Annotated in this window: 27 protein-coding genes; 14 read left to right on the top strand and 13 right to left on the bottom strand. The window is 68.9% G+C overall.

Features of this window, described 5'->3' with window-relative positions; translation table 11 throughout:
* Positions 1–32: 32 nt before the first annotated feature.
* The 4 genes from AC3A6R_RS13570 (at position 33) to AC3A6R_RS13555 (ending at position 3,310) form a co-directional block, all read left to right on the top strand.
* Positions 33–953, top strand: coding sequence for a tetratricopeptide repeat protein (locus AC3A6R_RS13570; RefSeq protein WP_487864588.1), 921 nt, complete (start codon positions 33–35; stop codon positions 951–953).
* A 127-nt stretch (positions 954–1,080) separates the two neighbouring features.
* Entirely contained in the window at positions 1,081–1,389 is a 309-nt protein-coding gene (locus AC3A6R_RS13565; protein WP_487864587.1) for a helix-turn-helix domain-containing protein, read from the top strand.
* Between the two features lie 118 nt (positions 1,390–1,507).
* Positions 1,508–2,803 carry a type II toxin-antitoxin system HipA family toxin gene (locus tag AC3A6R_RS13560; RefSeq protein ID WP_487864685.1) on the top strand — a complete coding sequence of 432 codons (1,296 nt, stop codon included), beginning with the start codon at positions 1,508–1,510 and terminating at the stop codon, positions 2,801–2,803.
* Between the two features lie 69 nt (positions 2,804–2,872).
* Positions 2,873–3,310, top strand: a complete 438-nt coding sequence (locus tag AC3A6R_RS13555; protein ID WP_487860931.1) for an META domain-containing protein — start codon at positions 2,873–2,875, stop codon at positions 3,308–3,310.
* Positions 3,311–3,328: 18 nt separating this feature from the next.
* Here the strand turns inward: AC3A6R_RS13555 and AC3A6R_RS13550 are convergent, their stop codons facing one another.
* The 5 genes from AC3A6R_RS13550 to AC3A6R_RS13530 form a co-directional block, all read right to left on the bottom strand.
* Positions 3,329–4,234 (bottom strand): phosphoribosylaminoimidazolesuccinocarboxamide synthase, encoded by a 906-nt coding sequence (locus AC3A6R_RS13550; RefSeq protein ID WP_487860930.1) that lies wholly within the window; start codon positions 4,232–4,234, stop codon positions 3,329–3,331.
* Between the two features lie 62 nt (positions 4,235–4,296).
* Positions 4,297–5,592 carry a DUF2254 domain-containing protein gene (locus tag AC3A6R_RS13545; protein WP_487864586.1) on the bottom strand — a complete coding sequence of 432 codons (1,296 nt, stop codon included), beginning with the start codon at positions 5,590–5,592 and terminating at the stop codon, positions 4,297–4,299.
* A gap of 23 nt (positions 5,593–5,615) precedes the next feature.
* Positions 5,616–6,680 carry a class II fructose-bisphosphate aldolase gene (gene fba / locus AC3A6R_RS13540; RefSeq protein WP_487860928.1) on the bottom strand — a complete coding sequence of 355 codons (1,065 nt, stop codon included), beginning with the start codon at positions 6,678–6,680 and terminating at the stop codon, positions 5,616–5,618.
* A gap of 66 nt (positions 6,681–6,746) precedes the next feature.
* Entirely contained in the window at positions 6,747–7,676 is a 930-nt protein-coding gene (locus AC3A6R_RS13535) for an alpha/beta hydrolase (RefSeq protein WP_487860927.1), read from the bottom strand.
* A gap of 26 nt (positions 7,677–7,702) precedes the next feature.
* Positions 7,703–8,212 (bottom strand): Lrp/AsnC family transcriptional regulator, encoded by a 510-nt coding sequence (locus AC3A6R_RS13530; RefSeq protein WP_487864585.1) that lies wholly within the window; start codon positions 8,210–8,212, stop codon positions 7,703–7,705.
* Between the two features lie 137 nt (positions 8,213–8,349).
* On the opposite strand from AC3A6R_RS13530, the gene AC3A6R_RS13525 reads away from it, so the two are divergent.
* Positions 8,350–9,366 carry a 1-aminocyclopropane-1-carboxylate deaminase gene (locus tag AC3A6R_RS13525; protein ID WP_487860925.1) on the top strand — a complete coding sequence of 339 codons (1,017 nt, stop codon included), beginning with the start codon at positions 8,350–8,352 and terminating at the stop codon, positions 9,364–9,366.
* A 167-nt stretch (positions 9,367–9,533) separates the two neighbouring features.
* Here the strand turns inward: AC3A6R_RS13525 and pyk are convergent, their stop codons facing one another.
* From pyk to AC3A6R_RS13510, 3 genes are all read right to left on the bottom strand, one after another.
* On the bottom strand, positions 9,534–10,982 hold the full coding sequence (pyk, locus tag AC3A6R_RS13520; protein WP_487860924.1) for a pyruvate kinase: 1,449 nt from the start codon (positions 10,980–10,982) through the stop codon (positions 9,534–9,536).
* A gap of 86 nt (positions 10,983–11,068) precedes the next feature.
* Positions 11,069–12,262 carry a phosphoglycerate kinase gene (locus AC3A6R_RS13515; RefSeq protein WP_487864584.1) on the bottom strand — a complete coding sequence of 398 codons (1,194 nt, stop codon included), beginning with the start codon at positions 12,260–12,262 and terminating at the stop codon, positions 11,069–11,071.
* Positions 12,263–12,325: 63 nt separating this feature from the next.
* A complete protein-coding gene (locus AC3A6R_RS13510) occupies positions 12,326–13,231 on the bottom strand; it encodes a LysR family transcriptional regulator (RefSeq protein WP_487864583.1) in 906 nt (301 codons plus the stop codon).
* Between the two features lie 86 nt (positions 13,232–13,317).
* On the opposite strand from AC3A6R_RS13510, the gene AC3A6R_RS13505 reads away from it, so the two are divergent.
* From AC3A6R_RS13505 to AC3A6R_RS13480, 6 genes are read left to right on the top strand one after another with little or no spacing between them, the layout of a single operon-like run.
* On the top strand, positions 13,318–13,878 hold the full coding sequence (locus AC3A6R_RS13505) for a VOC family protein (protein WP_487864582.1): 561 nt from the start codon (positions 13,318–13,320) through the stop codon (positions 13,876–13,878).
* Complete coding sequence (locus AC3A6R_RS13500) at positions 13,871–15,001, top strand: alpha/beta hydrolase family protein (protein ID WP_487864581.1); 1,131 nt, start codon at positions 13,871–13,873, stop codon at positions 14,999–15,001. The genes AC3A6R_RS13505 and AC3A6R_RS13500 overlap by 8 nt, the downstream gene beginning before the upstream one ends.
* A 15-nt stretch (positions 15,002–15,016) precedes the next feature.
* The gene (locus AC3A6R_RS13495) at positions 15,017–16,669 is read left to right on the top strand and encodes an FAD-dependent oxidoreductase (protein WP_487864580.1); all 1,653 of its coding nucleotides are present in this window, start codon (positions 15,017–15,019) and stop codon (positions 16,667–16,669) included.
* A complete protein-coding gene (locus tag AC3A6R_RS13490; RefSeq protein ID WP_487864684.1) occupies positions 16,669–16,875 on the top strand; it encodes a DUF2783 domain-containing protein in 207 nt (68 codons plus the stop codon). The genes AC3A6R_RS13495 and AC3A6R_RS13490 overlap by 1 nt, the downstream gene beginning before the upstream one ends.
* Positions 16,872–17,834, top strand: a complete 963-nt coding sequence (locus AC3A6R_RS13485; protein WP_487864579.1) for an MBL fold metallo-hydrolase — start codon at positions 16,872–16,874, stop codon at positions 17,832–17,834. Before AC3A6R_RS13490 ends, AC3A6R_RS13485 begins: the two co-directional genes overlap by 4 nt.
* A 56-nt stretch (positions 17,835–17,890) precedes the next feature.
* The gene (locus tag AC3A6R_RS13480; RefSeq protein ID WP_487860916.1) at positions 17,891–18,871 is read left to right on the top strand and encodes a Bug family tripartite tricarboxylate transporter substrate binding protein; all 981 of its coding nucleotides are present in this window, start codon (positions 17,891–17,893) and stop codon (positions 18,869–18,871) included.
* Between the two features lie 19 nt (positions 18,872–18,890).
* On the opposite strand, the gene AC3A6R_RS13475 is transcribed toward AC3A6R_RS13480, so the two are convergent.
* The 5 genes from AC3A6R_RS13475 to def are packed head-to-tail and all read right to left on the bottom strand — an operon-like array spanning position 18,891 to position 21,949.
* Positions 18,891–19,235, bottom strand: a complete 345-nt coding sequence (locus AC3A6R_RS13475) for an AzlD domain-containing protein (protein WP_487864578.1) — start codon at positions 19,233–19,235, stop codon at positions 18,891–18,893.
* Positions 19,232–19,972: an AzlC family ABC transporter permease gene (locus AC3A6R_RS13470; protein WP_487860914.1), complete on the bottom strand. Its 741-nt coding sequence runs from the start codon at positions 19,970–19,972 to the stop codon at positions 19,232–19,234. Before AC3A6R_RS13470 ends, AC3A6R_RS13475 begins: the two co-directional genes overlap by 4 nt.
* Positions 19,972–20,922: a methionyl-tRNA formyltransferase gene (gene fmt, locus AC3A6R_RS13465; protein ID WP_487864683.1), complete on the bottom strand. Its 951-nt coding sequence runs from the start codon at positions 20,920–20,922 to the stop codon at positions 19,972–19,974. The genes AC3A6R_RS13470 and fmt overlap by 1 nt, the downstream gene beginning before the upstream one ends.
* Before the next feature lie 5 nt (positions 20,923–20,927).
* Positions 20,928–21,431: a hypothetical protein gene (locus AC3A6R_RS13460; RefSeq protein WP_487864577.1), complete on the bottom strand. Its 504-nt coding sequence runs from the start codon at positions 21,429–21,431 to the stop codon at positions 20,928–20,930.
* Positions 21,428–21,949 carry a peptide deformylase gene (gene def / locus AC3A6R_RS13455; RefSeq protein ID WP_487860911.1) on the bottom strand — a complete coding sequence of 174 codons (522 nt, stop codon included), beginning with the start codon at positions 21,947–21,949 and terminating at the stop codon, positions 21,428–21,430. Before def ends, AC3A6R_RS13460 begins: the two co-directional genes overlap by 4 nt.
* A gap of 160 nt (positions 21,950–22,109) precedes the next feature.
* Between def and AC3A6R_RS13450 the strand changes: the two genes are divergently transcribed.
* From AC3A6R_RS13450 to AC3A6R_RS13440, 3 genes are read left to right on the top strand one after another with little or no spacing between them, the layout of a single operon-like run.
* Entirely contained in the window at positions 22,110–23,327 is a 1,218-nt protein-coding gene (locus tag AC3A6R_RS13450; RefSeq protein WP_487864576.1) for a LysM peptidoglycan-binding domain-containing protein, read from the top strand.
* Between the two features lie 25 nt (positions 23,328–23,352).
* Complete coding sequence (dprA, locus tag AC3A6R_RS13445) at positions 23,353–24,501, top strand: DNA-processing protein DprA (protein WP_487864575.1); 1,149 nt, start codon at positions 23,353–23,355, stop codon at positions 24,499–24,501.
* A 57-nt stretch (positions 24,502–24,558) separates the two neighbouring features.
* Positions 24,559–25,077, top strand: a complete 519-nt coding sequence (locus tag AC3A6R_RS13440) for a Smg family protein (protein WP_487860908.1) — start codon at positions 24,559–24,561, stop codon at positions 25,075–25,077.
* The last annotated feature ends 2 nt before the right edge of the window (positions 25,078–25,079 follow it).

The following is a 25,079-nucleotide window of genomic DNA, read 5'->3' as shown; positions in this document are numbered from 1 at the left end:
TCAATTTTACGTTTCACCCCCAGCTGTTCCCGATGATCGACATCACTCTTGAAAATTTTCAGGCCGACCTGATCGAAGCCTCGATGGCCACACCGGTGCTGCTCGACATCTGGGCCGAATGGTGCGGACCGTGCAAGCAGCTCGGCCCGGTGCTCGAAAAGCTCGAAGTCGAGTACGCCGGCCGCTTCACGCTGGCCAAGCTCGACGCCGACAAGGTGCCGCAGATCTCGTCGCAGCTGTCGGAGATGTTCGGCGTGCGCAGCATCCCGTTCTGCGTGATGTTCAAGGACGGCCAGCCGGTCGACGGTTTCGTCGGCGCCATCCCGGCCGAGAAGATCCGCGAGTTTCTCGACAAGCATGTGCCCGGCGCCGAGCAGGTCGAGGCGGCCTCCGAGGAAGCCGCCGCGCATGAGGCGCTGGCCGAAGGCGACACCGAGGGCGCGCTCGAGCGGCTGCAACATGCGGTGGCGGCCGATCCGGCCAACGACGATGCGCGCTTCGACTACGTCAAGCTGCTGCTGCAGATGGGCCGCATCGACGACGCCAAGGTGGCGTTCGCGCCGGTGATCGCCAAGACCACGCTGGTGCGCCGCCTCGATTCGCTCCAGCGCTGGATGGACGCCATCGATCTCGCGGCACCGGCCTCGGGCGCCGCACCGTCGCTGGCCGATTTCGACGCGCGGATCGCCGCCGGCAAGCGCGACTTCGATGCCCGCTTCGGCCGCGCGCAGCTGCTGATGGATGCGCAGCGCTGGACCGACGCCATGGACGAGTTGCTCGAGATCCTGATGCGCGACAAGGGCTGGAACGAAGAGCTCGCACGCAAGACCTACATCGCGGTCCTCGATCTGATCGAGCAGCCGAAGCCGAAGGTGGCCGACGGACAGATTCCGCCGGACGATCCAGTGGTGGCGACTTACCGGCGCCGGCTCAGCAGCGTGGTTCTAAGCTGAGCAGGCAAAGATGCGCAGATAAATAAGCATTCCTCATAAAAAGCGACTTCTAAGTCGCTTTTTTATTTGCTGAACGGCCTCAAATTAGCTACCATGAATACTCATATCTCCGACAAAGAGTACCTTGATGCGCAATTTGACCGATGAACTCCAGAATGCCCGCAAGGCCGCAGGCCTGAGCCAGGACGCACTGGCCACGCAGGCGGGGCTCTCGCGCATGACCGTCCAGCGCATCGAAAGCGGCCAGATCGATCCGCGGCTCTCCACCCTGCTCGAGATGGCGCGGGCGCTGGGGCTCGAACTCATGACCGTGCCCGCCGAGCTGCGCCCGCAGCTCGAGGACTTCGTGCGCTCGGGCGGCCGCCTGCTCGGCCAGCCGCCGGGCGCGGGCGCGCCGCCGTCCATCGCGCAGAGCCTCGCCGACGAACGCCGATGAGCACCGCGCCGGGCCGCCCCAAGCAAGCTCGCTCCCGCTTGGCGGGAAGGCGCGCAGCGCCAAGGGTGCACCAGTGAGCACCGCCGCCGACTTCAACACCGGCATCCGCTACCTGCGGATGTACCTGCATGCGCCAGGCGGCGGCGCCGAGGGCACGGCGCGGCGCGCCATCGGCTATCTCTCGCAGTACGGCGACATCCTGCGCGTCTCGTTCGACGAGGCCTACATCGCCGATCCGGCGCGCCCAACGCTGTCGCTCGCCTACCGCGGCGCCGACGAGGCCGCCACGCGCGCGATCCTGTCTTCGGCGCGCGATGCACGCGTGTCGCGCGGCGACGGCCATTGGCCGAGCTATTTCCAGAACCTGCTGCCCGAAGGCCACAACCGCGAGCGCCTGGCGCTGCAGCGCGGCTGCAGCGCCGACGACGAATTCGAGCTGCTGGCCGCCGCGGGGCACGACCTGATGGGCGCGCTCGAGGTCGAGCCGGTGCCGGCCGCCGACGGCATTCCGCAGACGGTCCGGCACTGGCACACCGCGCTCGGCCTCGACGTGCTCGAACCAGGTTTCGTCGAGCTGCCGGTCGAAGACGCGGCGGCCATCCCGGGCGTGGTGACCAAGTTCTCGGCGGTGCAGGACGGCCGCCGCTACGTGGTGCGGCGCCATGGCGCGGCCGGCTCCTTCATCCTGAAGCTGCCGACCACGCGGCATCCCGATCTGGTGGCCAACGAATACACGGGCTACCGCCTTTGCGGTGCGCTCGGGCTCGACTGCGCCGAAGCCAGCGTGATCGACCGCGCCGATGCCGACCTGCCCGAGCAGGTGCCGTTCGGCCAGATCCTCGCGGTGCGCCGCTTCGACCGCAGCGCCGATGGTGGCCGCATCCACATGGAGGAGTTCGCGCAGGTGCTGCAGTACGAGCCGCGCCAGAAATACGGCCGCGGCCTCGCGGTCGACTGGCCCGCGATGCTGCGCGTGCTGGACCGGCTGTCGCCGAACCCGGTGGGCGACGTGCGCGAATGCGTGCGGCGCATCGTCGCCTTCATCCTGCTCGGCAACAGCGACGCACACCTGAAGAACTGGGCGCTGCGCTACCCCGACGGCGTCGCACCGGTGCTGGCGCCGTTGTACGACCCGGTGTGCGTCGCGGCCTTCTTCGAGGACGTGCCGGCACCCGACTACGCGGTCAACCGCGCCATCGACGCCAGGCTGCGCGCCTTCGACTGGGCCGCGCTCGACGCGCTGCTGCGCGCGGCAGGGCTGCTGCGGCCGGCGCGGCTGATGGCGATCGCGCGCGACACGGTCCGCCAGGCGCAGGCCGAATGGCCCGCACTGCTGGCCGACGACGCCACGCCCGCGAGCGTGCGGCGCTGCGTGGCCGCGCGGCTGCAGGGCGCGGTCGCATTGGCAGGCTAGCGCCGCGTCGAATACGATGGCGGCGATTCAACTTGTTGCATTTCTCGAGCAAAGAAGGAAAGACCGTCCATGCGTTTTCTCGCCCGCCCCGTCCTTGCGACCCTGACCCTGGTTCTGGGCGCCGCCCTCGCCGGCTGCGGCAGCGGCATCAGCCTCGACGAGCCGATCGAAGGCCCGCTCTGGCGCCTCGCGCAGCTCGGCACCGAGCCGGTGCCGCCCGGCAGCGACGCCCAGGTCCAGTTCGACGCCTCCAGCGGCCGCGTGAGCGGCTCGGGCGGCTGCAACCGCATGTCGGGGTCGTTCACGCGCAGCGGCATCACACTGCGCATCGGCCAGTTGGCCTCGACGCGCATGGCCTGCACCGATCCCGCGCGCGCCGCCACCGAGGCGCAGTTCATCTCGGCGCTGGAGCGTACGGCCAGCTACCGGCTGGCCGGGCCCGGGCGGCTCGCACTGCTCGACGCGGGTGGGCGCACGGTGGCAACGCTCAACGCCGCCGGCCGCTGAAAGCCGGAACGAAAAGCGTCAGCCGGTGAGGCGCTCGAGCGCCTCGCGGTACTTGGCGGCGGTCTTCTCGATGATCTCGGCCGGCAGGCGCGGCGCGGGCGGCGTCTTGTCCCAGGGCTTGCCGTTGATCTTGGTGGCCTCGAGCCAGTCGCGCACGAACTGCTTGTCGTAGCTCGGCGGATTGGTGCCCGCGGCGAGCGCGGCCTGATAGCCCTCGACCGGCCAATAGCGCGAGCTGTCGGGCGTGAGCACCTCGTCCATCAGCACCAGCGTGCCAGCCTCGTCGAGGCCGAACTCGAACTTGGTGTCGGCAATGATCATGCCCTTGGCGAGCGCGATCTGCGCCGCCGCCTCGTAGATCTCGAGGCTGATCTCGCGGATCTGCTGCGCAAGCTTGGGTCCGACGATCTCGACCACGCGGTCGTAGCTGATGTTCTCGTCGTGCTCGCCGGCAGCGGCCTTGGCGGCAGGCGTGAAGATCGCGCGCGGCAGCTTGGCCGCATTGGTGAGGCCCTCGGGCAGCGGCACGCCGCAGACCGAGCGGCTTTCCTGGTATTCCTTCCAGCCGCTGCCGGCCAGGTAGCCGCGCACCACCGCCTCGACCGGGATCGGCTTCAGGCGCTTCACCAGCATCGAGCGGCCCGTGACCTGCGGCACCTCGTCGGCCGTGACAACGCTTTCGGGCGCCTCGCCGGTCAGGTGGTTGGGACAAAGCTGGCCGAGGCGGTCAAACCACCACAGCGCCATCTGCGTGAGGATCTCGCCCTTGCCCGGGATCGGCTCGCCCATGATCACGTCGAAGGCACTGAGCCGGTCGCTCGCGACCATCAGGATGCGGTCCTCGCCGACGGCATAGTTGTCGCGCACCTTCCCACGCGCAAGCAGGGGCAGGCTCTGGATGGAGGAGGTGTGAACGGTGGTCATGGCAGGGGCGGCTGGCGCGTCGGCGACGCGGAATGAAAGAGGGAGAGGGTCGGGGGCAGAGTTTAGGGCTTTGCTGGCGGCGGCAACGTCTGCGCGAGCAGCCACTCCCGCTCGCGCGAAATGGGCAGGCCTGCAAGCGCGTGGTCTCGCGCATGCCCGATCTCGGTGAGGGCGGCGGCAGCCAGGCCGCCTTCGGTGTTGGCCGCCACGATGGCGAGCAGCTTCTGCACGCGCAGCGCCACTTCGAGCGAGCCCGCACCGTCGCGCGCGATCGGCTCCACCACATCGCGCACCAGGTCGACCGGATCGAGCGGCACGATGCTCACGCGGCGCGCTTCGCCGGCCGGCGCCGCGGACGGCGGTTCGTCATCGCCGCGAGGGCGGCATCCCTCGACCAGTACGCGCGTCATGGCGCCGAGCACCGCAATGGCGGTGCCCGAGTCGTTGACCGCTGGCGACAGCGCGCGCTGCGCGATCTCGCTGAGCATGATCAGCCCGAAACGCGGGTCTTGCCGCTCGGTGCGTTCGCGCCCCAGCACGAAGGCCTGCGCCACGCCGTCGCACAGCGCTGCGCGCTCGTCCAGACCGGCCGGGACATCGAGCAGGCGCGCCAGCACCGTCGCGCGGGACACGAAGCTGCCCGGGCGCACGCACACGTGCACCCTGGCGCCTGCGGCTTCGGCGGCTTTCTCGATGCCGGGCACGTCGATGTGCTGCAGGTAGCCGGTCCACGCCACATGCACCGGCTTGCCGAGGTCGTTGGCGGCCGGATCGGCGACCAGGCGCGCGCCCAGCCCCGGCGATGCGCACCAGTCGCGCAAAGCCTGCGTGGCCACCTTTTCCACCGTTTCGATGGTGTGGTTCATGCGGCCCAGCGTGGACAAGGTGCCGATCCATCGCAGCAGTGCGAGGATCAGGTAGGCCAGCACGCAGACGGTGAAGACGAACAGCACGAACCGCCCCGAGGCACCGTAAGAGCGCACGCCCAATGCCACCAGCGCGATGATCGAGAAAATGAAGGCCGAGACGAAGGCGGCAATCGCGTTCTGTGCATCGTTGTTGGCCATCACCAGGCGCGTGGCGCGTGGCGTGGCCGACGACGAGGCCGACGCGTAGGCGCTGACCAGAATGGAGAGCGAGAAGGTGGTCACCGTGAGCATGCTCGCGGCGATGATGGACAGCAGGCTTTCGAGCGTGTCGTGCGCGATGTCGGGCAGCACGCCCGACGGGATGAACGCGTTGGCGAGTGCGGCCATCAGCGCGGCGCCGATCGCGGCCAGGCTCCACAACGCCGGGCGAAACCACAGCTGCTCGCGCAGGCGGTTCCACCAGATTTTGTAGCGGAACGCGGCCACCATGAAACGACCGCCGCGCGCCCTCGTCAGACCACCTGCTGTGCGAGTTCGCCCTTGGCGTACTTGGTGGCCACGACCTGCAGCGACTCGCCCTTGATCTTCGCGCCCTGGCCTTCGCAGCCGAACTCGATGTAGCGCTGCTTGCAGATCTGCTTGGCAGCTTCGCGCGCAGGCTTGAGCCACTCGCGGGCGTCGAACTTCTCGGGGTTCTCGGCCAGGAACTGGCGCACCGCGCCGGTCATCGCGAGGCGGATGTCGGTGTCGATGTTGATCTTGCGCACGCCGTACTTGATGGCTTCCTGAATTTCCTCGACCGGCACGCCGTAGGTTTCCTTCATGTTGCCGCCGTACTTGCGGATGATCTCGAGCAGGTCCTGCGGCACCGACGACGAACCGTGCATCACGAGGTGCGTGTTGGGCAGGCGGGCGTGGATTTCCTTCACGCGCGAGATCGACAGGATGTCGCCCGTAGGCTTGCGCGTGAACTTGTAGGCGCCGTGGCTGGTACCGATGGCGATGGCCAGCGCGTCGAGCTGCGTGGCCTTGACGAACTGGGCGGCCTCCTCGGGGTCGGTCAGCAGCGACGCATGGTCGAGCACGCCTTCGGCGCCGATGCCGTCTTCCTCGCCGGCCATGCCGGTCTCGAGCGAACCGAGGCAGCCGAGCTCGCCTTCCACCGTGACGCCCACCTTGTGCGCGAGCTCGACGACCTTGCGCGTCACGTCGACGTTGTAGTCGAACGAAGCCGGCGTCTTGCCGTCTTCCCTGAGCGAGCCGTCCATCATGACGGAGGAGAAGCCGAGGTCGATGGCGCCCTGGCAGATCGCCGGGCTCTGGCCGTGGTCCTGGTGCATGACCAGCGGGATGTTCGGGTACTGCTCGATCGCGGCCTGGATCAGGTGCTTGATGAACGCTTCGCCGGCGTACTTGCGGGCACCGGCGCTGGCCTGCAGGATCACGGGCGCACCGGTTTCCTTGGCGGCCTCCATGACGGCCTGGACCTGTTCGAGGTTGTTGACGTTGAAGGCCGGAATGCCGTAGCCGTTGACGGCTGCATGGTCCAGCAGTTCGCGCATCGAGACGAGTGCCATGGGATTACCTCGCGGGGAAATAGGAAGAAGAATGAAGACGGAAAGACGGGAGAAACTGCCGCAATTCTATCGACCGCCCTTGTGGGACGGGACTGACGGCAACCCGAGGAAATCGACGACAGGCGGCAGCACCGGCCCGCCGAGCCACTGAATGGGCCTTGCGAAGGCGCCCATCAGCGTGACATGGCTGAGGTTGTCGTACAGGTGCACCGTCACCGGCACGCCCGCGGTGCGCAGCGCCTCGGCCATGCGCAGGGTGTTGCGCTCGGGGTAGACCAGGTCGTCCTTCGCGGCCGCCAGCAGCAGCGCCCGGGGCGACGCGGCGCCCACGTGCGCGATCGGTTGCGAATCGCGCGGCGTGTCGGGCCAGTGAAAGGCGACCCGCACCTTCGGGTCGCCGATCGGCAGAAAGTCGTAAGGCCCGGCCAGGCCGATCCAGCCCGCGAGCTGCCCGGGGCGCGCGCCAACCTCGGTGAGCCAGCGCGCGTCCAGCGCCACCATGGCGGCGTTGTAGGCCCCGGAGCTGTGACCCATCACAAAGACCCGCTTGGGGTCGGCGCCGAGCCGGGCGGCATTGTCCAGCGCCCACTTGACCGCCAGCGCGCTGTCCCGCACGAACACCGGGTAGGTGTGGCGCGGCGAGAGGCCGAAGTCGGGCACCACCACCACCGCACCCCGGGCGGCCAGCGCCTCGCCGAGAAAGCGGTAGCTCGCGCGGTCGCCGCTGGTCCATGCGCCGCCGAAGAAGAACACCACCAGCGGGCGCTCGCCCTCGGCGGGCGGCGTGGCCGCGAGCGGCTGGTAGACGTCGAGCAGCTGGCGCGGCGCGCTGGCATAGGGCACCCCGCCCTGGAAGCGGTAGGTGTCCTCGGGCACCAGCCGGTCTAGCACCTTGAGCGGCGAGCAGGCCGAAAGGGCCGCCGCGGCCAGGGCGCCGAGCAAGGGAACGATGGCGCAGCGGCGCTTGCGGATCGACGCGAGGATCGGAGAGGTCATCGCGCTTGTACGCGCACGCCGGCGGTTCAGATCGGCAGCTGCGTGGTCGAGAGCACCTGTTTGAGCACCACAAAGGTCCGGATCTGCCGCACGCCGGGCAGGTACAGCAGCTGTTCGGCATGCAGCCGATTGAAGCTGTCGTTGTCGCGCGTGCGCACGAGCATGAAATAGTCGAATTCGCCCGTGACCACATGGCATTCGAGGCAGCCCGACACCTTCTGCGCGGCTTTTTCGAAATCGGCGAAGGATTCGGGCGTGGAGCGGTCGAGCACCACGCCGATCATGACCAGCATGCCGAGCGAGAGCGCATCGGGATCGAGCAGCGCGACCACGCCCCTGATGAGCCCCGCCGCCTTGAGCCGCTCGACGCGGCGCAGGCAGGCCGGCGCGCTGAGGTTGACCTTGGCGGCGAGCGCCACGTTCGACACCGAGGCATCGCGCTGCAGTGCACGCAGGATGGCGCGGTCGGTACGGTCCAGCGCGGGCGCGAGTGCATCGGCGGGCTGCGACGGGGAACGCAATTTTGTTGTGCGCATGGGCTCTCCTGCAAAACAGACCGGATCAAACAACCGCATCCTGCCCTGTTTTGCGCCAGTTTTCGCGCCAACTTTGCAACCACCCTTCGGGGGCTTGTTCCTACGATCAATGGCATTCCCCAGCCTGGAGTCCATCGATGAACCTGAAGAAATTTCCCCGCCATGCGCTGACCTTCGGCCCGACGCCGATCCACTCGCTCGAACGCCTGAGTGCGCACCTGGGCGGCAAGGTCGCGCTCTATGCCAAGCGCGAGGACTGCAACAGCGGCCTGGCGTTCGGCGGCAACAAGACGCGCAAGCTCGAGTACCTGATCCCCGAAGCGCTCGAAGGCGGCTACGACACGCTGGTGTCGATCGGCGGCATCCAGTCGAACCAGACGCGGCAGGTCGCTGCCGTGGCCGCGCACCTCGGCCTGAAGTGCGTGCTGGTGCAGGAAAACTGGGTCAACTACTCGGATGCGGTGTACGACCGCGTCGGCAACATCGAGATGTCGCGCATCCTCGGCGCCGACGTGCGGCTCGACAGCGCAGGCTTCGACATCGGCATCCGCAAGAGCTGGGAAGAAGCCATGGCCGATGTGCGGAAGGCCGGTGGCAAGCCGTTTCCGATTCCGGCCGGCTGCTCGGAGCACCCGCTCGGCGGGCTGGGCTTCGTCGGCTTTGCCGAGGAAGTGCGGCAGCAGGAGGCCGAGCTCGGCTTCAGGTTCGACTACATCGTGGTTTGCTCGGTGACCGGCAGCACGCAAGCCGGCATGGTGGTGGGCTTCGCGGCCGACGGGCGCGCCGACCGCGTGATCGGCATCGACGCCTCGGCCAAGCCCGCCCAGACCTTCGAGCAGATCGTGCGCATCGCGAAGAACACGGCCGAGCTCGTCGAACTCGGCCGCGAGATCGGCGCGCAGGACGTGGTGCTCGACCACCGCTTCGGCGGCCCCGAGTACGGCCTGCCGAACGAGGGCACGCTCGATGCGATCCGCCTCTGCGCCCGGTTCGAAGGCATGCTGACCGACCCCGTCTACGAGGGCAAGTCGATGCACGGAATGATCGAGAAGGTGCGGCTCGGCGAGTTTCCCGCCGGTTCGAAGGTGCTCTATGCCCACCTGGGCGGCGTGCCGGCCCTGAACGCCTACAGCTTCCTGTTCCGCAATGGATAGCGAGCCGCCGAGGGTATGGACACGCCGTCGGCCCCCACCCCAACCCTCCCCCGAAAGGGGAGGGAGAAAAACCGGGAACACCGTGGAACCGGCTTTGCCGGGCCACTGGTGTTGCCCCCTTGAGGGGGAGTCGAGCTACACGAAGTGAGCGAGGGACGGGGGTGGGCTCAACTCGCCCGGCAGATCTTGAGCATGTTGGTGCCGCCCGGGGCACCCATCGGCTCGCCGCAGGTGATGGCGTAGACGTCGCCGCTTTGCACGATGCCGCGCTTCTTCAGGTGGTTCTCGGCCTGCTGCAGTGCGGTGTCGCGGTCGCTTTCCGAATCCATCAGCAGCGGGCGCACATTGCGGTAGAGCGCCATCCGGCGCTGGGTGGCCAGGCGCGAGGTCAGCGCGTACATCGGGATGTGCGCGCGGTGGCGGCTCATCCACAGCGCGGTGGAACCCGACTCGGTGAGCGCGACGATGGCCTTGGCGCCCAGGTGGTGCGCGGTGAACAGCGCGCCCATCGCGATCGACTGGTCGATGCGGCTGTAGGACTTGCCGCTGAAGTCGGCGTCGAGCTGCTGGTCTTCGGCCGCCTCGGCGGCTTCGCAGATGCGGCTCATCTCCTGCACGGTCTCGAGCGGATAGCGGCCCGAGGCCGTTTCGGCCGAGAGCATCACGGCGTCGGTGCCGTCGAGCACGGCGTTGGCCACGTCGCTCACTTCGGCGCGCGTGGGCACCGGGTTGGTGATCATCGACTCCATCATCTGCGTGGCGGTGATCACCACCTTGTCCATGTCGCGCGCCATGCGGATCATCTTCTTCTGCAGCGCAGGCACGGCCGCGTTGCCCACCTCGACCGCGAGGTCGCCGCGCGCCACCATGATGCCGTCGCTCGCGCGCAGGATCTCCTCGAGCTTGGGGATCGCTTCGGCGCGCTCGATCTTCGCGATCAGCCCGGGCTTGTGGCCGTATTCGGCCGCGGCCACGTTGCACAGCTGGCGCGCCATCTCCATGTCGGTGGCGTTCTTCGGAAAGCTCACCGCCACGTAGTCGGCCTGGAAGCTCATCGCCGTCTTGATGTCTTCCATGTCCTTGGCCGTGAGCGCCGGCGCCGTGAGGCCGCCGCCCTGCTTGTTGATGCCCTTGTTGTTCGAGAGCTCGCCGCCGAGCTTGACGGTCGTGTGCACCGCCTCGCCCTTGACCGCGTCGACCACCAGCACGATGAGGCCGTCGTTCAGCAGCAGCCGGTCGCCGGGGCGCACGTCGCGCGGCAGGTCCTTGTAGTCGAGGCCCACGGCCTGTTCGTCGCCCGGCTCGGTGCGCGAGGCATCGAGCACGAAGCTCGTGCCCGGCTCGAGCCAGACCTTGCCCTGCGCGAACTTGCCGACACGGATCTTCGGGCCTTGCAGGTCGGCCATGATCGCCACCTCGCGACCCGCCCGGCGGGCGGCTTCGCGCGCCATGGTCGCGCGGTCGATGTGGTCCTGCGCGGTGCCGTGGCTGAAATTGAGCCGCACCACGCTGACCTTGGCCTGGATCATCCGCTCCAGCATTTCAGGGGTGCTGGACGCCGGCCCGAGTGTGGCGACGATCTTGGTGGCGTGGCGGGGGATGCGGTCCGTGCTCATGAAATTGGGTCTCCGTTTGTATTCGCTACTGTATACACTTTGTGTGTCCGACGGAAGCACCCCGCACGAGATCCCGCCCGCCGGGTTCAACCGGCCGCGCGCCTGGACAGGATCTCGAAAGCGGGCAGGGTCTTGCCCTCGAGCACTTCGAGGAAGGCGCCGCCGCCCGTCGAGATGTAGCCGACCTGCTTCTCGATGCCGTACTTGGCGATGGCCGCGAGCGTGTCGCCGCCGCCGGCGATCGAGAAGGCGCTGCTTTCGGCGACCGCCTGCGCGATGGCCTGGGTGCCGCCCGCAAAGGCGTCGAACTCGAACACGCCCACCGGGCCGTTCCACACGATGGTGCCGGCCTCGCGCAGTTGCGCGGCCAGTTGCGCGGCGGTCTTCGGGCCGATGTCGAGGATCAGGTCGTCGTCGTCCACGTCGCTCGCATCCTTTACGGTCGCGGGCGCATCGGCCGCGAAGGTCTTGGCCGTGACCACGTCGACCGGGATCGGCACGTCGGCGCCGCGCGCACGCATGGACTCGATCACGGCCTTGGCCTGATCGACGAGATCGGGCTCGGCCAGCGACTTGCCGATCTTGAGGCCCGCCGCGAGCATGAAGGTGTTGGCAATGCCGCCGCCGACGATCAGTTGGTCGACGTTGGCCGACAGGCTCTTGAGGATGGTGAGCTTGGTGCTGACCTTCGAGCCCGCCACGATGGCCACGAGCGGGCGCTTCGGCTGCGCCAGCGCCTTGGTGATGGCGTCGATCTCGGCCGCGAGCAGCGGACCGGCCGCCGCCACCTTGGCGAACTGCGCGATGCCGTAGGTGGTGGCCTCGGCGCGGTGGGCCGTGCCGAAGGCATCGTTCACATAGATGTCGGTGAGCGCGGCGAGCTTGCGCGCCAGCGCCTCGTCGTTCTTCTTCTCGCCCTTGTTGACGCGGCAGTTCTCGAGCAGCACGACCTGGCCGGGCTGCACGTCGACGCCGTCGACCCAGTCGGACACCAGCGGCACCTCGCGGCCGAGCAACTCGCTCAGGCGCTTGGCGACCGGTGCGAGCGAGTCCTCGGGCTTGAAGGCGCCCTCGGTCGGGCGGCCCAGATGCGAAGTAACCATCACGGCGGCACCGGCATCGAGCGCAAGCCGGATGCAGGGCACCGAGGCGCGGATGCGCGTGTCCTCGGTGATGCGGCCCGCGTCGTCTTGCGGCACGTTGAGATCGGCACGGATGAAAACGCGCTGGCCGGCGGCCTGGCCCTGCGCGCAGAGGTCGGTGAATCGGATGACGTTCATGGGTCTCTGGAGATGATGGAAAACAGGTCGTCTTGCATTGTAGGTTTCGCTCCGTGTGCGCACTCAACCCCTGGGCTGCGCCTTCGCGAAGCGCTCGAGGATGCCGACGAAGCACGCCGCCGCGGGCGAGAGCGAACGCCGCGCCGCGCTGTAGACGCAGACCTCGCGGTGGAAGTCGGGCGCCTCGAGCCGCACCATCTGCAGGCCGTGCGCGCGCACCAGCGGCGCCGAGTAGGTGGGGCACACGGTGAGCCCCAGCCCCGAGGCAACCATGCCGAGCGCGGTGGTCATGTACGACACCTCCTGCGTGCCCGGGCGCAGCATGTAGGCGCGCTCCGCGGGGCCGAGCTCGGGCAGCACGCGCTGGCGGAAATCGCGCGTGGGCGCGATGAAGGTGTAGGGCTCGAGCTCGTGCCAGCGCACCTTGCGGCGCTTCGCAAAAGCGTGGTCGGGCGGGCAGATCAGCCAGTGCCGGTCGCGAAACAGCACGCGGCGTTCGATGGCGGCGTCCACCGCCACGTCCTGCCCCACCGCGAGCTCCACGTCGCCCGCGACGACCCCCGCGAGCAGGTGCTCGGGCAGCGTGTCGGCAAGCCGCACGTCGATGTCGGGATAGGCCTCGCGGTAAGCCGCCATGACGCGCGGCATCAGCGTGCAGGCCATGAGCTGCGGCGCTGCAAGCCGCAACAGGCCTTTCTTCTTGTCACGCAGGTCGGTCACGCCGGCCACCGCGCTCGACAGGTCGCCGAGCAGCCGGTGCACCGCGGGCAGGAACTCGCGCCCCGCTTCGGACAGCTGCACGCGCCGCGTGTGGCGGTCGAGCAATTGCACGCCCATCTCGCGCTCGAGTTCGCGCACCAGCACGCTGAGCGCCGACTGCGTGAGGTGCAGCTGCTGCGCGGCGGCAGTGAAGCTGCCGGTCGCGGCCACGGCCGCAAAGGCGCGCAGCTGGCGCAATGTCAGATTCATATGTTTATTTCATCAATGGATGAATTAATTTCGATTGCATCATAAGAGGCGGCATCGCCCAATGGCGGCTTCACGAAAGACACGCCATGCCGACGACCGCCCATCCGGCCCCACCGCCCGCGCCGCCTGTGCGCGGACTGCACCATTTCGCCTGGCGCTGCCGCGACAGCGAAGAGACGCGCCACTTCTACGAAGACCTGCTGGGCCTGCCGCTGGCCCACATCATCCAGAGCGACCATGTGCCGAGCACGGGCGAGTACTGCCCCTACGTGCACATCTTCTTCCAGATGCGCGACGGCTCCTTCATCGCCTTCTTCGACCTCGGCGACGACACGGCGGCGCTGCCCTCGCCGAACACGCCGGCCTGGGTGAACCACATCGCGCTTCGGGTCGATTCGGTGGCCGACCTGCTGGCCGCCAAGGCGCGCCTCGAAGCGGCCGGGGTGGAGGTGCTCGGCGTGACCGACCACCACATCATCGAGTCGATCTACTTCTTCGACCCGAATGGCATCCGCGTGGAACTCACCACGCCCACCGTGCCGCAGGCCGAGATGGACGCGCATGCGCGCACCGCCCGCGCGGCGCTCGACGCCTGGACCGCGCGCAAGGCCGGGCTGAGCGCCGCGAAGGAGGAGGCCCATGGCTGAACTGCAGCTGGCCGTCATCGACGTGAAGCCCGGTGCGGCACTCGAGAGCCAGTCGGGCCTGCAGATGCTGCGGCCGCGCATCTACGGCGCCTACCGGGCGCCCCCGGGGCCGAAGAAAGTTGCTGCGATCGTGATGCACCCTACCAGCAACTTCATGGGCCACTACCTGATCGGCCCGCTGGCCGAACGCGGCATCTGCTGCATGGGCCTGAACTCGCGCTACGTGGGCAACGACACGGTGCTGCTGATGGAGCGCGCGATCCAGGACCTCGGCGCCGGCGTGCAGTACCTGCGCACCGCGGGCTACGAGAAGGTGCTGCTGGTCGGCAACTCGGGCGGCGCGGCGCTCGCGAGCTTCTACCAGGCGCAGGCCGAGCAGCTCACCGCCACGCACTTTCCCGATGGAGACCCCACGCACCTGCACCCGCACGACCTGCCGCCCGTGGACGGCATCGCGCTGTGCGCCGCGCACCTGGGCCGCACGCGGCTGATGCGCGACTGGATCGATCCGTCAGTGACCGACGAACACGATCCGCTCTCGGTCGATCCCGAACTCGACATGTACGACGCGCGCCATCGCGTGCCCTACGACCGCGATTTCCTCGCGCGCTTCGGCGCGGCCCAGCAGGCGCGGCTCGAACGCATCGAGCAATGGTGCGTGGCGCGGCTCGCGATGCTGCGCAATCCCTCTGTCACGCCGGGTGCGCCGCGCGACCAGGCCTTCGTGATCTACCGCACGCATGCCGATCCGCGCTGCGTCGACCTCTCGCTCGACGCGAACGACCGGCTCGCCGGCAGCGTCTGGGGCGATGCGCGGCAGGTCAACTACTCGGCCAATGCGATGGGCCGCACCACGTCGCTGACCGCTTTTCTCTCGCAATGGTCGTCGCGCTCGCAGGCCGACGGACCGACGAACCTCGCGCGCACCACGGTGCCGACGCTGCTGCTGACCTACACCGCCGACCAGTCGACCTTCCCGAGCACGCGCGATGCCTGGATGGCCGCGGGCGGCGCGCGCATCCGCAACGTCGACATCGTGGGCGGCAACCACTATCTCGCGGGCCAGGCCGCGCTGGTGCCGAAAGCGGCCGACGCGATCGCCGAGTTCGCCCACGCGCTGTAGCCGCCGTAGAAAAGCATGGAAAGCTTCAACTTCGCACCCGCCTACGAACTACCGAGCTGGCCCTTCGTGCCGCCGCCCGAACTGGAAAGACTAGAGGTCGTGCGGCACCCGATCGTGATCGTCGGCGCCGGCCCCGCGGGCCTCACGCTCGCCTGCGACCTCGCGCAGCGCGGCGTGCGCGCGCTGCTGCTCGACGAGGACGACACCGTGGGCGTGCGCGGCGCCTCGTCGCGCGGCATCTGCTACGCGCAGAAGAGCCTGGAGATCTTCGAGCGGCTCGGCATCTACGAACGCATTGCGGCCAAGGGCATCACCTGGTCGCTCGGGCGCACCTTCTCGGGTGAGGCCGAGGTCTACAGCTTCAACCTGCAGGCCGCGAACGTCTCCGCGCAGCCGCCGTTCATCAACCTGCAGCAGTTCTACATCGAGTGGTTCCTGGTCGACCGCATCCTCGAACTCGGGCTGACCGACCTGCGCTGGAAGCACCGCGTCGTGCGCGTCGAACCGCTGGCCGACGGCGTGCGCATCGAGGTCGAGACGCCTGCGGGCCGCTACACCCTCGAGGCCGACCGGCTGATCGATGCGACTGGCGCCAACAGCCCGATCCGCACGCAGCTTGGCATCGAGGCCCATGCCTCCCGCAGCACCGACCGCTGGTGCATCAGCGATGTGCGCTTCGAGAAGCCGCTGCCGACCGAGCGCTGGACCTGGGTCGACGCGCCGTTCAACGAAGGCCGCGGCGTCTGGCAGCACCTGATGGCCGACGGGGTCTGGCGCATCGACTACCAGATGGCCGAAGACTGCGACACCGACCACATCAGCCGCCCCGAAGTGGCCGGTGCGCGGCTGCGCGCGCAGCTCGGGCCCGACGTGGCGTTCGAGTTCGTCTGGATCGGCCCCTACGGCTACCGCGACCACCTGCTCGACAGCTTCCGCCACGGGCGGGTGTTCTTCATCGGCGATGCGGCGCATGTGGTGAGCCCCTTCGGCGCGCGCGGCGGCAACACCGGCATCCAGGACGCGGCGAACCTGGGCTGGAAGCTCGCGCTGGCCGCGAAGGGGCGGGCGGGCGACGCGCTGCTCGACAGCTACGACGCTGAACGCCAGCCCGCTGCAAAGGAAAACCTCACCGTCACGAGCCGCTCGGCGCGCTTTCTCGCGCCGCGTTCGCCGGCCGAGCACACGCTGCGGCGCGCAGTGGTGTCACTCGCGGCGCGCTACCCGTTCGCACGGGCGCTGGTGAACACCGGCCGCATGTCGGTGGCCAACGACTATCCGGCGGCGCCGCTGCTGCCCGAAGGCGCGCGCAGCGTGCAGAACCTGCCGCTGCGCTGGGCGGGCGGCGGCCGCGAGACCACGCTGATGCAGCTGCTGGCCGAAGGCACCGGCTGCCTCGGGCTCTGGCGTGCGCCGACGCACGCGCAGGCCGCCGAGGCCGAAGCCGCCGCGGCCTCGCTGCCGCTGCGCCTGCTGGCGGTCGGCGGCGACAGCGGCCTGCCGTCGCTGCAGGCCGACGACCGGCTCGTCGAGCACCTCGGCCTGCACGCGCCCGGCAGCTTCGTGCTCGTTCGCCCGGACGCCTACCGTGCCGCAACGCTGTCCGAGGCCACGCCCGAGGCCATCGCTGCAGCCGTGCGCCGCGCCCTCGCCATCGAAGCCACACCATGATGATCACCGAACCCCGCATCCCCGACCCCGACGGCTTCTACGCCGCGCTGCTCGCCGCGCACGAAGGCCGGACCGAGGCGCAGAGCGCCGACCTCAACGCCCGGCTGGTGCTGCTGCTGGCCAATCAGTGCGGCGACCAGGCCCTGCTGCTGGCGTGCATCCGCGCAGCCGCCGAAGCAGATCCCACGAAACCCGAAACCCCATGACCGCCCCTCCCTCCTTCGCCTCGGCCTCCGACACGCGCGAACAGAAGCCGCAGCTGCGCGAACTCGCGCGCGACGTGTACGGCTACATCAGCGACTTCGACCCCAACTGCGGCTTCGTGGTCGGCGACGACCATGTGGTGCTGATCGACACGCGGCCCACGCCGCGCATGGCGCGTGACTTCCTCGCGGCCATCCGCACCGTGACCGACAAGCCCGTCAAGCGCATCGTGCTGACGCACTACCACGCGGTGCGCGTGATGGGCGCGAGCGCTTTCGACGCGGTGGACCAGATCATCGCGAGCCACGGCACGCTCGACTGGATCCGCACGCGCGGGCAGGCCGACTTCGACTCGGAGGTCGGCCGCTTTCCGCGCCTGTTCGAGGGCGTCGAGGAGATTCCCGGACTGACCTGGCCGACGCTGAGCTTCGAGCGCGAGATGAGCCTCTGGCTCGGCAGCCGCGAGCTCCGGCTGATGGCGCTGGGCCGCGGCCACTCGGGCGGCGACACGGTGGCCTGGCTGCCCGACTGCGGCGTGCTGTTCTCGGGCGACGTGGTCGAGAACCACTGCGGCGTGTATGCCGGCGACGCCTACATCGGCGACTGGGCCGGCACGCTCGACGCGGTCGCGGCCTTGCAGCCGCGCGTGCTGGTGCCGGGACGCGGCGCGGTGCTGCAGGACGAAGCGGCCTGCGCCGAAGCGATCGCGCTCACCCAGGCCTTTCTCTCGACGCTGCTCGAGAGCGTGCGCGCCGGCATCGCCGCGGGCGACACCCTCAAGGGCTGCTTCGCGCGCGCGGAAGCCGCCATGACGCCGCGCTTCGGCAGCTGGCCCGTGTTCCAGCACGTGCTGCCCTTCGACGTCTCGCGCGCCTACGACGAGCTGAGCGGCATCGAGCACCCGGTGGTCTGGACCGCGGAACGCGACCGCGCGCTCTGGCAGACGCTGCGCGGCGCCTGAGCCGCATCGGAATTCAAGCATTCACTACAAGCCAAGCAACGGAGACGAGAGACATGATGAAAAGACGCCACCTTCCCCTGTTTGCCGCAGCGCTCGCGCTCGCCGGCGCCGCCCCTTTTGCCGGCGCGCAGCCGGCCGCCTACCCGAGCCAGCCGGTCAAATGGATCGTGCCCTACGTGGCGGGCGGCGGCACCGACAACCTCGCACGTGCGCTGGCCGAGGCGATGCAGCCGTCGCTCGGGCAGCCGCTCATCATCGACAACCGGCCCGGCGCGTCGACCAACATCGGCGTGGCGGCGATGATGCAGGCCAAGCCCGACGGCTACACGATCATGCAGGCCGAGAACGCAGCGCTGCTCTTCAACGAGCACATGTTCGCCAAGCTGCCGTACAAGCCCGCCAGCGACTTCACCTACATCGGCACCATCGGCCGCTTCCCGGTCGCGCTGGTGGTGCATCCGGACTTTCCCGCCAAGAACGTGGCCGAGTTCGTGCGCTACGTGAAGGCCAACCCCGAGAAGGTCAACTACGCCTCGCCGGGCAACGGCTCGCCGCACCACATGGCGATGGAACTGTTCAAGCAGAAAGCCGGCATCAACGTCACGCACGTGCCCTACAAGGGCGCCGCGCCCGCGATGACCGACGTGATGGGCGGGCAGGTGCCGACCATGATGCTCGACCTGGCCTCGGGCCTGCCGATCATCAAGGCCGGCAAGGTGCGCGTGCTCGCGATCGCGCTGCCGCAGCGCGCGGGCGCCCTGCCCGACGTGCCCACCTTTGCCGAGGCCGGCTTCAGCGACGTCAACGCCTACGCCTTCCACGGCCTGATCGGCCCGGCCGGCATGCCGCCCGAGGCCGTGGCGCGGATCAACAGCGAGCTGCGAAAGGCGATGAAGGCGCCGAAGGTAGAGAAGCTGTTCGCCGACTTCGGCTTCGAGCCGCTGCCGGGCTCGCCGCAGGATTTCTACAAGCTCTCGCGCGCCGAAAGCGAGCGCTGGGGCAAGATCATCCAGGCGGCCGGGGTCAAGCTCGACTGAGCGCCAACGGGCAACGCGCCTACCAGCCGAGGCCCAGGTGCAGCGGCAGGTACACAGCCATGCCCGCGAGCATCGTGCCGAGCACGCCGCGCCGCCAGTAGAAGTAGGCGGCGCCAACCACGGTGGCATACAGGCGCGCGTCGTGCAGCGTGGTGATCAGCTGGCCGTTGCTCATCACGATCTCGGGCGCGATCACGCCCGCGAGCGCGGCGACCGGCGCATAGTGCAGCGCACGGTGCGCCCAGCCGGGCAGACCCCAGGGGCGGTCGAGAATGAAGAAGAAGCAGCGCGTGAGCACCGTCACGCCGGCCAGGCCGACGATCACGGCGAGGGTCCAAAGGTCGGTGGTGCCGCCTGCGCTCATTTGTCGTCCTCCGCCACCGGATCGAGCCCGACCCGTTTCTCGAGCCAGAAGCACAGCAGCACCGCCGCGCCGATGGCGGCCACGATGTTGAGCTTGAGCGGCAGCGCATAGGCGGCCACGGCCGTGGCGCTCGCGACCAGCGCCGCCAAAACGCGCAGCCGCGTGGTCGCCATCGAGCAGACGATCGCCACCAGGCTCAGTACGCCGGCGAAGCCCAGGCCCCAGTGCTGCGGAATGAAGTTGGCCAGCGCAATGCCGAGCAGGCTCATGCCCATCCAGGAACACCAGGTCACGAAGTAGTTGCCGGTGAGGTAGGCCTCCTGGGCTTTCTGCGCATCGGTGCCGACGGGCGGCACAGGGTATTGCCGCGTGAAGAGTGCATAGCTGAGGTCGGCCGTGAGATAGCCGTGCAGCATGCGGCGCCAGCGCGGCATGTGCATGAGGTAGGGCCGCAGGTGCAGACTGAACACCACGAAGCGCAGGTTGACGCAGAAGCCCGTGGCCAGGACGACCCAGGCCGGTGCGCCCGCCACGAGCAGCGGAATGGCCGCAAGCTGCGAGCTGCCGGCGTAGACCAGCAGCGTCATCGCCACCGCCTCCACCACGCTCATGTCCGACTTGACCATGGCCACGCCGGTCATGAGCCCCCACGCGCCGATGCCCAGCGCGGCCGACGACATGTGGCGGATGCCCGTGCGGAACTCGGGGCGCCGGCGAATGGCCGTGGACAGGAACATCAGCCGAAGCGCTGCCCTGGCTTCAGCTCGAAGCCGCGCAGGAAGTCGGCCACGCCGAGGCGCTTGCCGCCCGCGCGCTGGAGTTCGGTGACCATTGCGACCGAGCCCTGCGCCGCCACCACGACGCCCTCGCCGGTCACGGCCAGGATCGTGCCCGGCGGCGTCGGCGTCTCGCCCCCCCCGGCCACTGCGTCGGCGGCCCAGAGCTTGAGGATCTCGCCGTCGAGCGGGCTGTTGGCGCCCGGGAACGGATCGAACGCGCGAATGCGTCGCACGATCGCCTCGGCGGGCTGGTTCCAGTCGATCTGCGCTTCGTGCTTCTCGACCTTGTGGGCGTAGGTCACGCCCTCGGCCGGCTGCGGCGTGCGCGCGAGATGGCCGAGGTTCGCAAGCGCCTGCACGATCAGGCGTCCGCCGAGCTCGGCCAGGCGGTCGTGCAGCCGGGCGGTGCTGTCGCTGCCGATGTCGACGGCCTCGCGCAGCAGCATGTCGCCGGTGTCGAGCCCGGCGTCCATCTGCATGATGGTGATGCCGGTCTGCGCATCGCCGGCCTCGATCGCGCGGTGGATCGGCGCCGCACCGCGCCAGCGCGGCAGCAGGCTCGCATGGATGTTGAGGCAGCCATGCCGCGGCAGGTCGAGCACCCACTGCGGCAGGATCAGCCCGTAGGCCGCGACGACCATCACGTCGGGCCGGGCGGCCAGAAGCGCTTCGCGTGCGGCTGTGGCCTCGTCCGGAAACTTGCCGTCGAGCCGCAGGCTGCGCGGCTGAACCACGGGCCAGCCGTGGGCGACGGCACACTGCTTCACCGGTGAGGCCTGCAGCTTCATGCCGCGCCCCGCGGGGCGGTCGGGCTGGCTCAGTACCAGGGGAATGTCATGGCCCGCCGCGGCGACAGCCTCGAGGGCGACGCGCGCGAACTCGGGCGTGCCCGCAAAGACGACCTTCAGCGGGGTCAATCCCGGATCCGATCGAACTCGAGGTCGTCGCCCGTGTGATAGCGGCGCACCACGCCGGTGGGATCGATGTAGATGTAGAGCATGCGCCGCTCGTTCACGGCCTTGTAGCGCCAGGTCCAGACAGCGCCGTCGAACGAGCTCACGCGGGTGATCTGGAACGGCCTGCCGTAGAACGCGAGCACGTCGTTCTGGCGCCAGCGGTCGACCTGGATGTCCTGGCCGAAGCGGGCCTCGCTGAGCACCTGCGTCACCGACACGACCTTGCCCGAGGCGTCGAGGTCGATGTCGGTCACCTCGAAGCCCGCCGGCATGCGCGAATACTGCAGCCGCTCGCCACCACCCGCGAGCGGGTAGCGTCCGGTGGGCGGGCCGAGGCGCTGCAGGGTTTCGGCCGCGCTCGTGCCCGGTGCGATGCGGGTCGGCTCGCTCGCGCAGCCGGCCACGAGCAGCGCTGCGGCCAACACGCAGCCAAGCGTTGCCAGGCGGCCCGCGCGCATCATGCCCGGCCCTCCCGCGCCTCTTCGCGCTGTTGCTTGAGCAGCTTGCTCTTGATCCGGTTGCGCTTGAGCGGCGACAGGTACTCGACGAACACCTTGCCGAGCAGGTGATCGAGCTCGTGCTGGATGCACACCGCGAGCAGGCCTTCGGCCTCGATGGTGCGCATTTCGCCGTCGGCGTCGAGCGCCTGCACCTTGACGGCGGTGGAGCGCTCCACGCCGTCGTAGATGCCGGGCACCGAGAGGCAGCCTTCCTCGTTCAGCACCTTTTCGTCGCTGGCCCATACGATCTCGGGATTGATGAGCACCAGCGGCTGGTCGCGGTCTTCGGAGACGTCGATCACGACAAGGCGCTCGTGCACGTCGACCTGGGTCGCGGCCAGGCCGATACCATTGGCGTCGTACATGGTTTCGAGCATGTCGGCCACGAGGGCCTTGATGCGTGCGTCGACGCCCTGGACGGGTTTCGCGACGGTGTGCAGCCGCTTGTCCGGGTAACTCAGAATGATTCGTTTGGCCATGGAAAACGGAAGAAGTTGTCGCTATTTTCGCCAATTCCACGACGGCCCGTGCCTGGATCGGCTGAAAACGTTGCCCTGCCAAGGGCTTCGGGCGCAGAATTCGTAGCAAATTGTGAGATTCGTATGCGCCCGGATACGTCGGGCGCTCACCCATCCAGACATGAACAACAAGTTCCGAATCCCTGCCCGCCAGCGCTCGCATGTTCTCGCCACGTTGGCTGCCCTTGCGGTGATCTGCGGCGGCGGCACGGCCTGGGCCCAGAACTACCCGATCACGGCGCAGCAGCGCGCCACGGCGCAGCAGATCGCCCAGACCGGCGTGCCGCTCTCCGAACTCTCGCCGAACGCGCCCGACGAGTACACGGTCAGGTCCGGCGACACGCTCTGGGCCATTTCGCGCCTGTACCTGCTGCGCCCCTGGCGCTGGCCCGAGCTCTGGGGCATGAACATCGACGAGATCGCGAATCCGCACCGCATCTATCCGGGGCAGGTGCTCTACCTCGACAAGAGCGGCGGCCGCGCGCGCCTGAGCATGCGCCGCGGCACGGGCGCGAGCGGCGACGGCGGCACGATCAAGCTCTCGCCGCGCACGCGCTTCGATTCGCTGGCCGGCATGGCGCTGCCCACGCTGAACCCCAGCGTGATCGAGCCCTTCCTCAGCGAACCGATCGTGGTCGATGCCGACACGCTGCAGAAGGCGCCGCGCATCGTCGCGGGCAACGACAACCGCGTGCTGCTGTCGCGCGGCGACCGCGCCTATGCGCGCGGCAATGCCGACACGCCGCTCGTCGAGAAGCCCGGCCCGCTGCAGAGCTTTCGGGTGTTCCGCAATGCCACGCCGCTCAAGGACCCTGGCACGGGCGAGATCCTCGGCTACGAGGCACAGTACCTCGGCAAGGCTCAGCTCCAGCGCGGCGAATCGACCACGGTCGAGACCGTCAAGGAAAAGGACGTCATCACCGTGGTGCCGGCCGGCATCGACATCATCGCGTCGCGCGAGGAAATCCGCGCCGGCGACCGGCTGCTGCCCGAACCGCCGCGCCAGCTGGTGAGCTATGCGCCACGCGCCCCTTCGACGCAGGTCGAGGGCCGCATCATCTCGGTCTACGGCAACGCGGTGCAGTTCGCGGCGCAGAACCAGGTGGTGGCAATCAACAAGGGCACGCGCGACGGCATCGACAGCGGCCATGTGCTGGCGATCCTGAAGAACGGTGAAACCATCGTCGACCGCACCGGCGAACGCAAGGAGACGCTCAAGCTCCCGAACGAGCGCATCGGGCTGCTGATGGTGTTCCGCACGTTCGAAAAGGTCTCGTACGCGCTGGTGCTCGAGATCTCCGACACGCCGAAGGCAGGCGACTTCCTCGTCAACCCCTGAAGCTTTCGGCGCTTCTTTTTTCCGCGTGGACCGCGCAGAACTCGCAGGCTGGCTCCGGCTGTCGCTGACGGCAGGCATCGGCGACGGTGCCGCGCGCCGGCTGCTGGCGGCATTCGGCCTGCCCGAGAACGTGTTCGCGCAGCGGCACGATGCGCTGCGCGACGTGGTGACGCAGGCGCAGGCCGAAGCACTGCTGCAGCTGCCGCAAGGGCTGCAGGCCCACATCGACCAGGCCTGGCAATGGCTGCAATCGGCGCCGGACGAGGACGTCACGCGCCGGGTGGTCACGCTCGGCGATGCGGGCTATCCCGCCGCACTGCTCGAAATGGCCGACCCGCCGCCGATGCTCTATGTGCTGGGCGCTGCGGCCTTCGACCTGAACCAGCTCGGCCACAGCATTGCCGTGGTGGGCAGCCGCAATCCCACGCCGCAAGGGGCGGCCAATGCGCGCGCCTTTGCACGCGCACTCGGCGAGGCCGGTCTGCCGGTGGTGTCGGGCCTTGCGCTCGGTGTCGATGGGGCTGCGCACCTGGGCGCGCTCGATGCGGCGGGCGATGCGCCGCGGCTCGCCACGGTCGCGGTGGTCGGCACCGGCCTCGACCGCGTCTATCCCGCGCGCCATCGCGAGCTCGCGCAGCGCATCACGCGCCAGGGGCTGATCGTGAGCGAGCTCCCTCTCGGCACACCGCCGCTGACGCAGAACTTCCCGCGGCGCAACCGCCTCATCGCCGGACTGGCGCGCGGCACGCTGGTCGTCGAGGCCGCGCTGCAGTCGGGCTCGCTGATCACCGCGCGCCTCGCTTCCGAACAAGGCAAGGAAGTGTTCGCGATCCCGGGTTCGATCCACTCGCCGCAATCGCGCGGCTGCCATGCCCTGATCCGCCAGGGCGCGAAGCTGGTCGAGTCGGTACACGACATCCTCGAGGAGCTGCCAGCGCCGCGCATGGCGCAAGCGGGCTCCGGCTCGGCCGCGGAGGCTGCGGATGCCAATGGCGCCGACCCTGCGCATCCGCTGCTCGACGCGCTCGGCTTCGACCCGGTCCACCTCGACGTGCTGAGCGCGCGCACCGGCTGGAGCGCGGCCGAGCTCCAGGCCAGGATGCTCGAACTCGAACTCGACGGGCTGGTGGCGCGGTTGCCCGGCGGCCTGTTCCAGCGCACGGCATCGGCCTAGAGGCTGCCGGGCAAAAGCCGTTGAAGGCGCGCCACGCGCATCGGCTATATTGGCCTCATGTTCGAAGTGCTCGTGTTTGTCTACGAAAACTACTGGCGCGGCGATGCCTGCCCCGAACCCGAACAATTGGGGCGCAAGCTCAGCGCGCATGGCTTCGATCCCGAAGAGATCCACGATGCGCTGCAATGGCTCGACGGCCTGAGCCTGGCCACTCAGGGACTGCAGATCAAACGCCATGCGGGCGACAGCCACACCGCCACGGTCACGCTGAGCGGCCCCCCTGAAGCGGCGCTGCCGCAGTCGAGCGACGCAATGCGCGTCTATTCACAGGCCGAGCAGGAGCACCTCGGTGCCGAGTGCCTCGGCTTCATCCGCTTTCTCGAACTCTCGAAGCTGCTGCCCTGCGGCCTGCGCGAGATCGTGGTCGAGCGCGCGATGGCGGCGCCCGATGCGCCGGTCGCGCTCGACGACCTCAAGATCATCGTGCTGATGGTGCACTGGAGCACGGGCATCGAGCCCGACGCGCTGGTGCTCGACGAACTCTGCGAGAGCCGCGAAGGGCGCACGGCACACTGAGC

This window comes from Variovorax sp. Soil_C_19 (assembly GCF_057657255.1).
Note: the sequence above shows the minus strand (reverse complement) of the source record. Positions and strands in the feature narration are given on the sequence as shown.

Coding starts and splice junctions, on each gene's coding strand:
- AC3A6R_RS13570 (WP_487864588.1), top strand. CDS start 33: ATGATCGACATCACTCTTGAAAATTTTCAGGCCGACCTGATCGAAGCC.
- AC3A6R_RS13565 (WP_487864587.1), top strand. CDS start 1,081: ATGCGCAATTTGACCGATGAACTCCAGAATGCCCGCAAGGCCGCAGGC.
- AC3A6R_RS13560 (WP_487864685.1), top strand. CDS start 1,508: ATGTACCTGCATGCGCCAGGCGGCGGCGCCGAGGGCACGGCGCGGCGC.
- AC3A6R_RS13555 (WP_487860931.1), top strand. CDS start 2,873: ATGCGTTTTCTCGCCCGCCCCGTCCTTGCGACCCTGACCCTGGTTCTG.
- AC3A6R_RS13550 (WP_487860930.1), bottom strand. CDS start 4,234: ATGACCACCGTTCACACCTCCTCCATCCAGAGCCTGCCCCTGCTTGCG.
- AC3A6R_RS13545 (WP_487864586.1), bottom strand. CDS start 5,592: ATGGTGGCCGCGTTCCGCTACAAAATCTGGTGGAACCGCCTGCGCGAG.
- fba (WP_487860928.1), bottom strand. CDS start 6,680: ATGGCACTCGTCTCGATGCGCGAACTGCTGGACCATGCAGCCGTCAAC.
- AC3A6R_RS13535 (WP_487860927.1), bottom strand. CDS start 7,676: ATGACCTCTCCGATCCTCGCGTCGATCCGCAAGCGCCGCTGCGCCATC.
- AC3A6R_RS13530 (WP_487864585.1), bottom strand. CDS start 8,212: ATGCGCACAACAAAATTGCGTTCCCCGTCGCAGCCCGCCGATGCACTC.
- AC3A6R_RS13525 (WP_487860925.1), top strand. CDS start 8,350: ATGAACCTGAAGAAATTTCCCCGCCATGCGCTGACCTTCGGCCCGACG.
- pyk (WP_487860924.1), bottom strand. CDS start 10,982: ATGAGCACGGACCGCATCCCCCGCCACGCCACCAAGATCGTCGCCACA.
- AC3A6R_RS13515 (WP_487864584.1), bottom strand. CDS start 12,262: ATGAACGTCATCCGATTCACCGACCTCTGCGCGCAGGGCCAGGCCGCC.
- AC3A6R_RS13510 (WP_487864583.1), bottom strand. CDS start 13,231: ATGAATCTGACATTGCGCCAGCTGCGCGCCTTTGCGGCCGTGGCCGCG.
- AC3A6R_RS13505 (WP_487864582.1), top strand. CDS start 13,318: ATGCCGACGACCGCCCATCCGGCCCCACCGCCCGCGCCGCCTGTGCGC.
- AC3A6R_RS13500 (WP_487864581.1), top strand. CDS start 13,871: ATGGCTGAACTGCAGCTGGCCGTCATCGACGTGAAGCCCGGTGCGGCA.
- AC3A6R_RS13495 (WP_487864580.1), top strand. CDS start 15,017: ATGGAAAGCTTCAACTTCGCACCCGCCTACGAACTACCGAGCTGGCCC.
- AC3A6R_RS13490 (WP_487864684.1), top strand. CDS start 16,669: ATGATCACCGAACCCCGCATCCCCGACCCCGACGGCTTCTACGCCGCG.
- AC3A6R_RS13485 (WP_487864579.1), top strand. CDS start 16,872: ATGACCGCCCCTCCCTCCTTCGCCTCGGCCTCCGACACGCGCGAACAG.
- AC3A6R_RS13480 (WP_487860916.1), top strand. CDS start 17,891: ATGAAAAGACGCCACCTTCCCCTGTTTGCCGCAGCGCTCGCGCTCGCC.
- AC3A6R_RS13475 (WP_487864578.1), bottom strand. CDS start 19,235: ATGAGCGCAGGCGGCACCACCGACCTTTGGACCCTCGCCGTGATCGTC.
- AC3A6R_RS13470 (WP_487860914.1), bottom strand. CDS start 19,972: ATGTTCCTGTCCACGGCCATTCGCCGGCGCCCCGAGTTCCGCACGGGC.
- AC3A6R_RS13460 (WP_487864577.1), bottom strand. CDS start 21,431: ATGATGCGCGCGGGCCGCCTGGCAACGCTTGGCTGCGTGTTGGCCGCA.
- def (WP_487860911.1), bottom strand. CDS start 21,949: ATGGCCAAACGAATCATTCTGAGTTACCCGGACAAGCGGCTGCACACC.
- AC3A6R_RS13450 (WP_487864576.1), top strand. CDS start 22,110: ATGAACAACAAGTTCCGAATCCCTGCCCGCCAGCGCTCGCATGTTCTC.
- AC3A6R_RS13440 (WP_487860908.1), top strand. CDS start 24,559: ATGTTCGAAGTGCTCGTGTTTGTCTACGAAAACTACTGGCGCGGCGAT.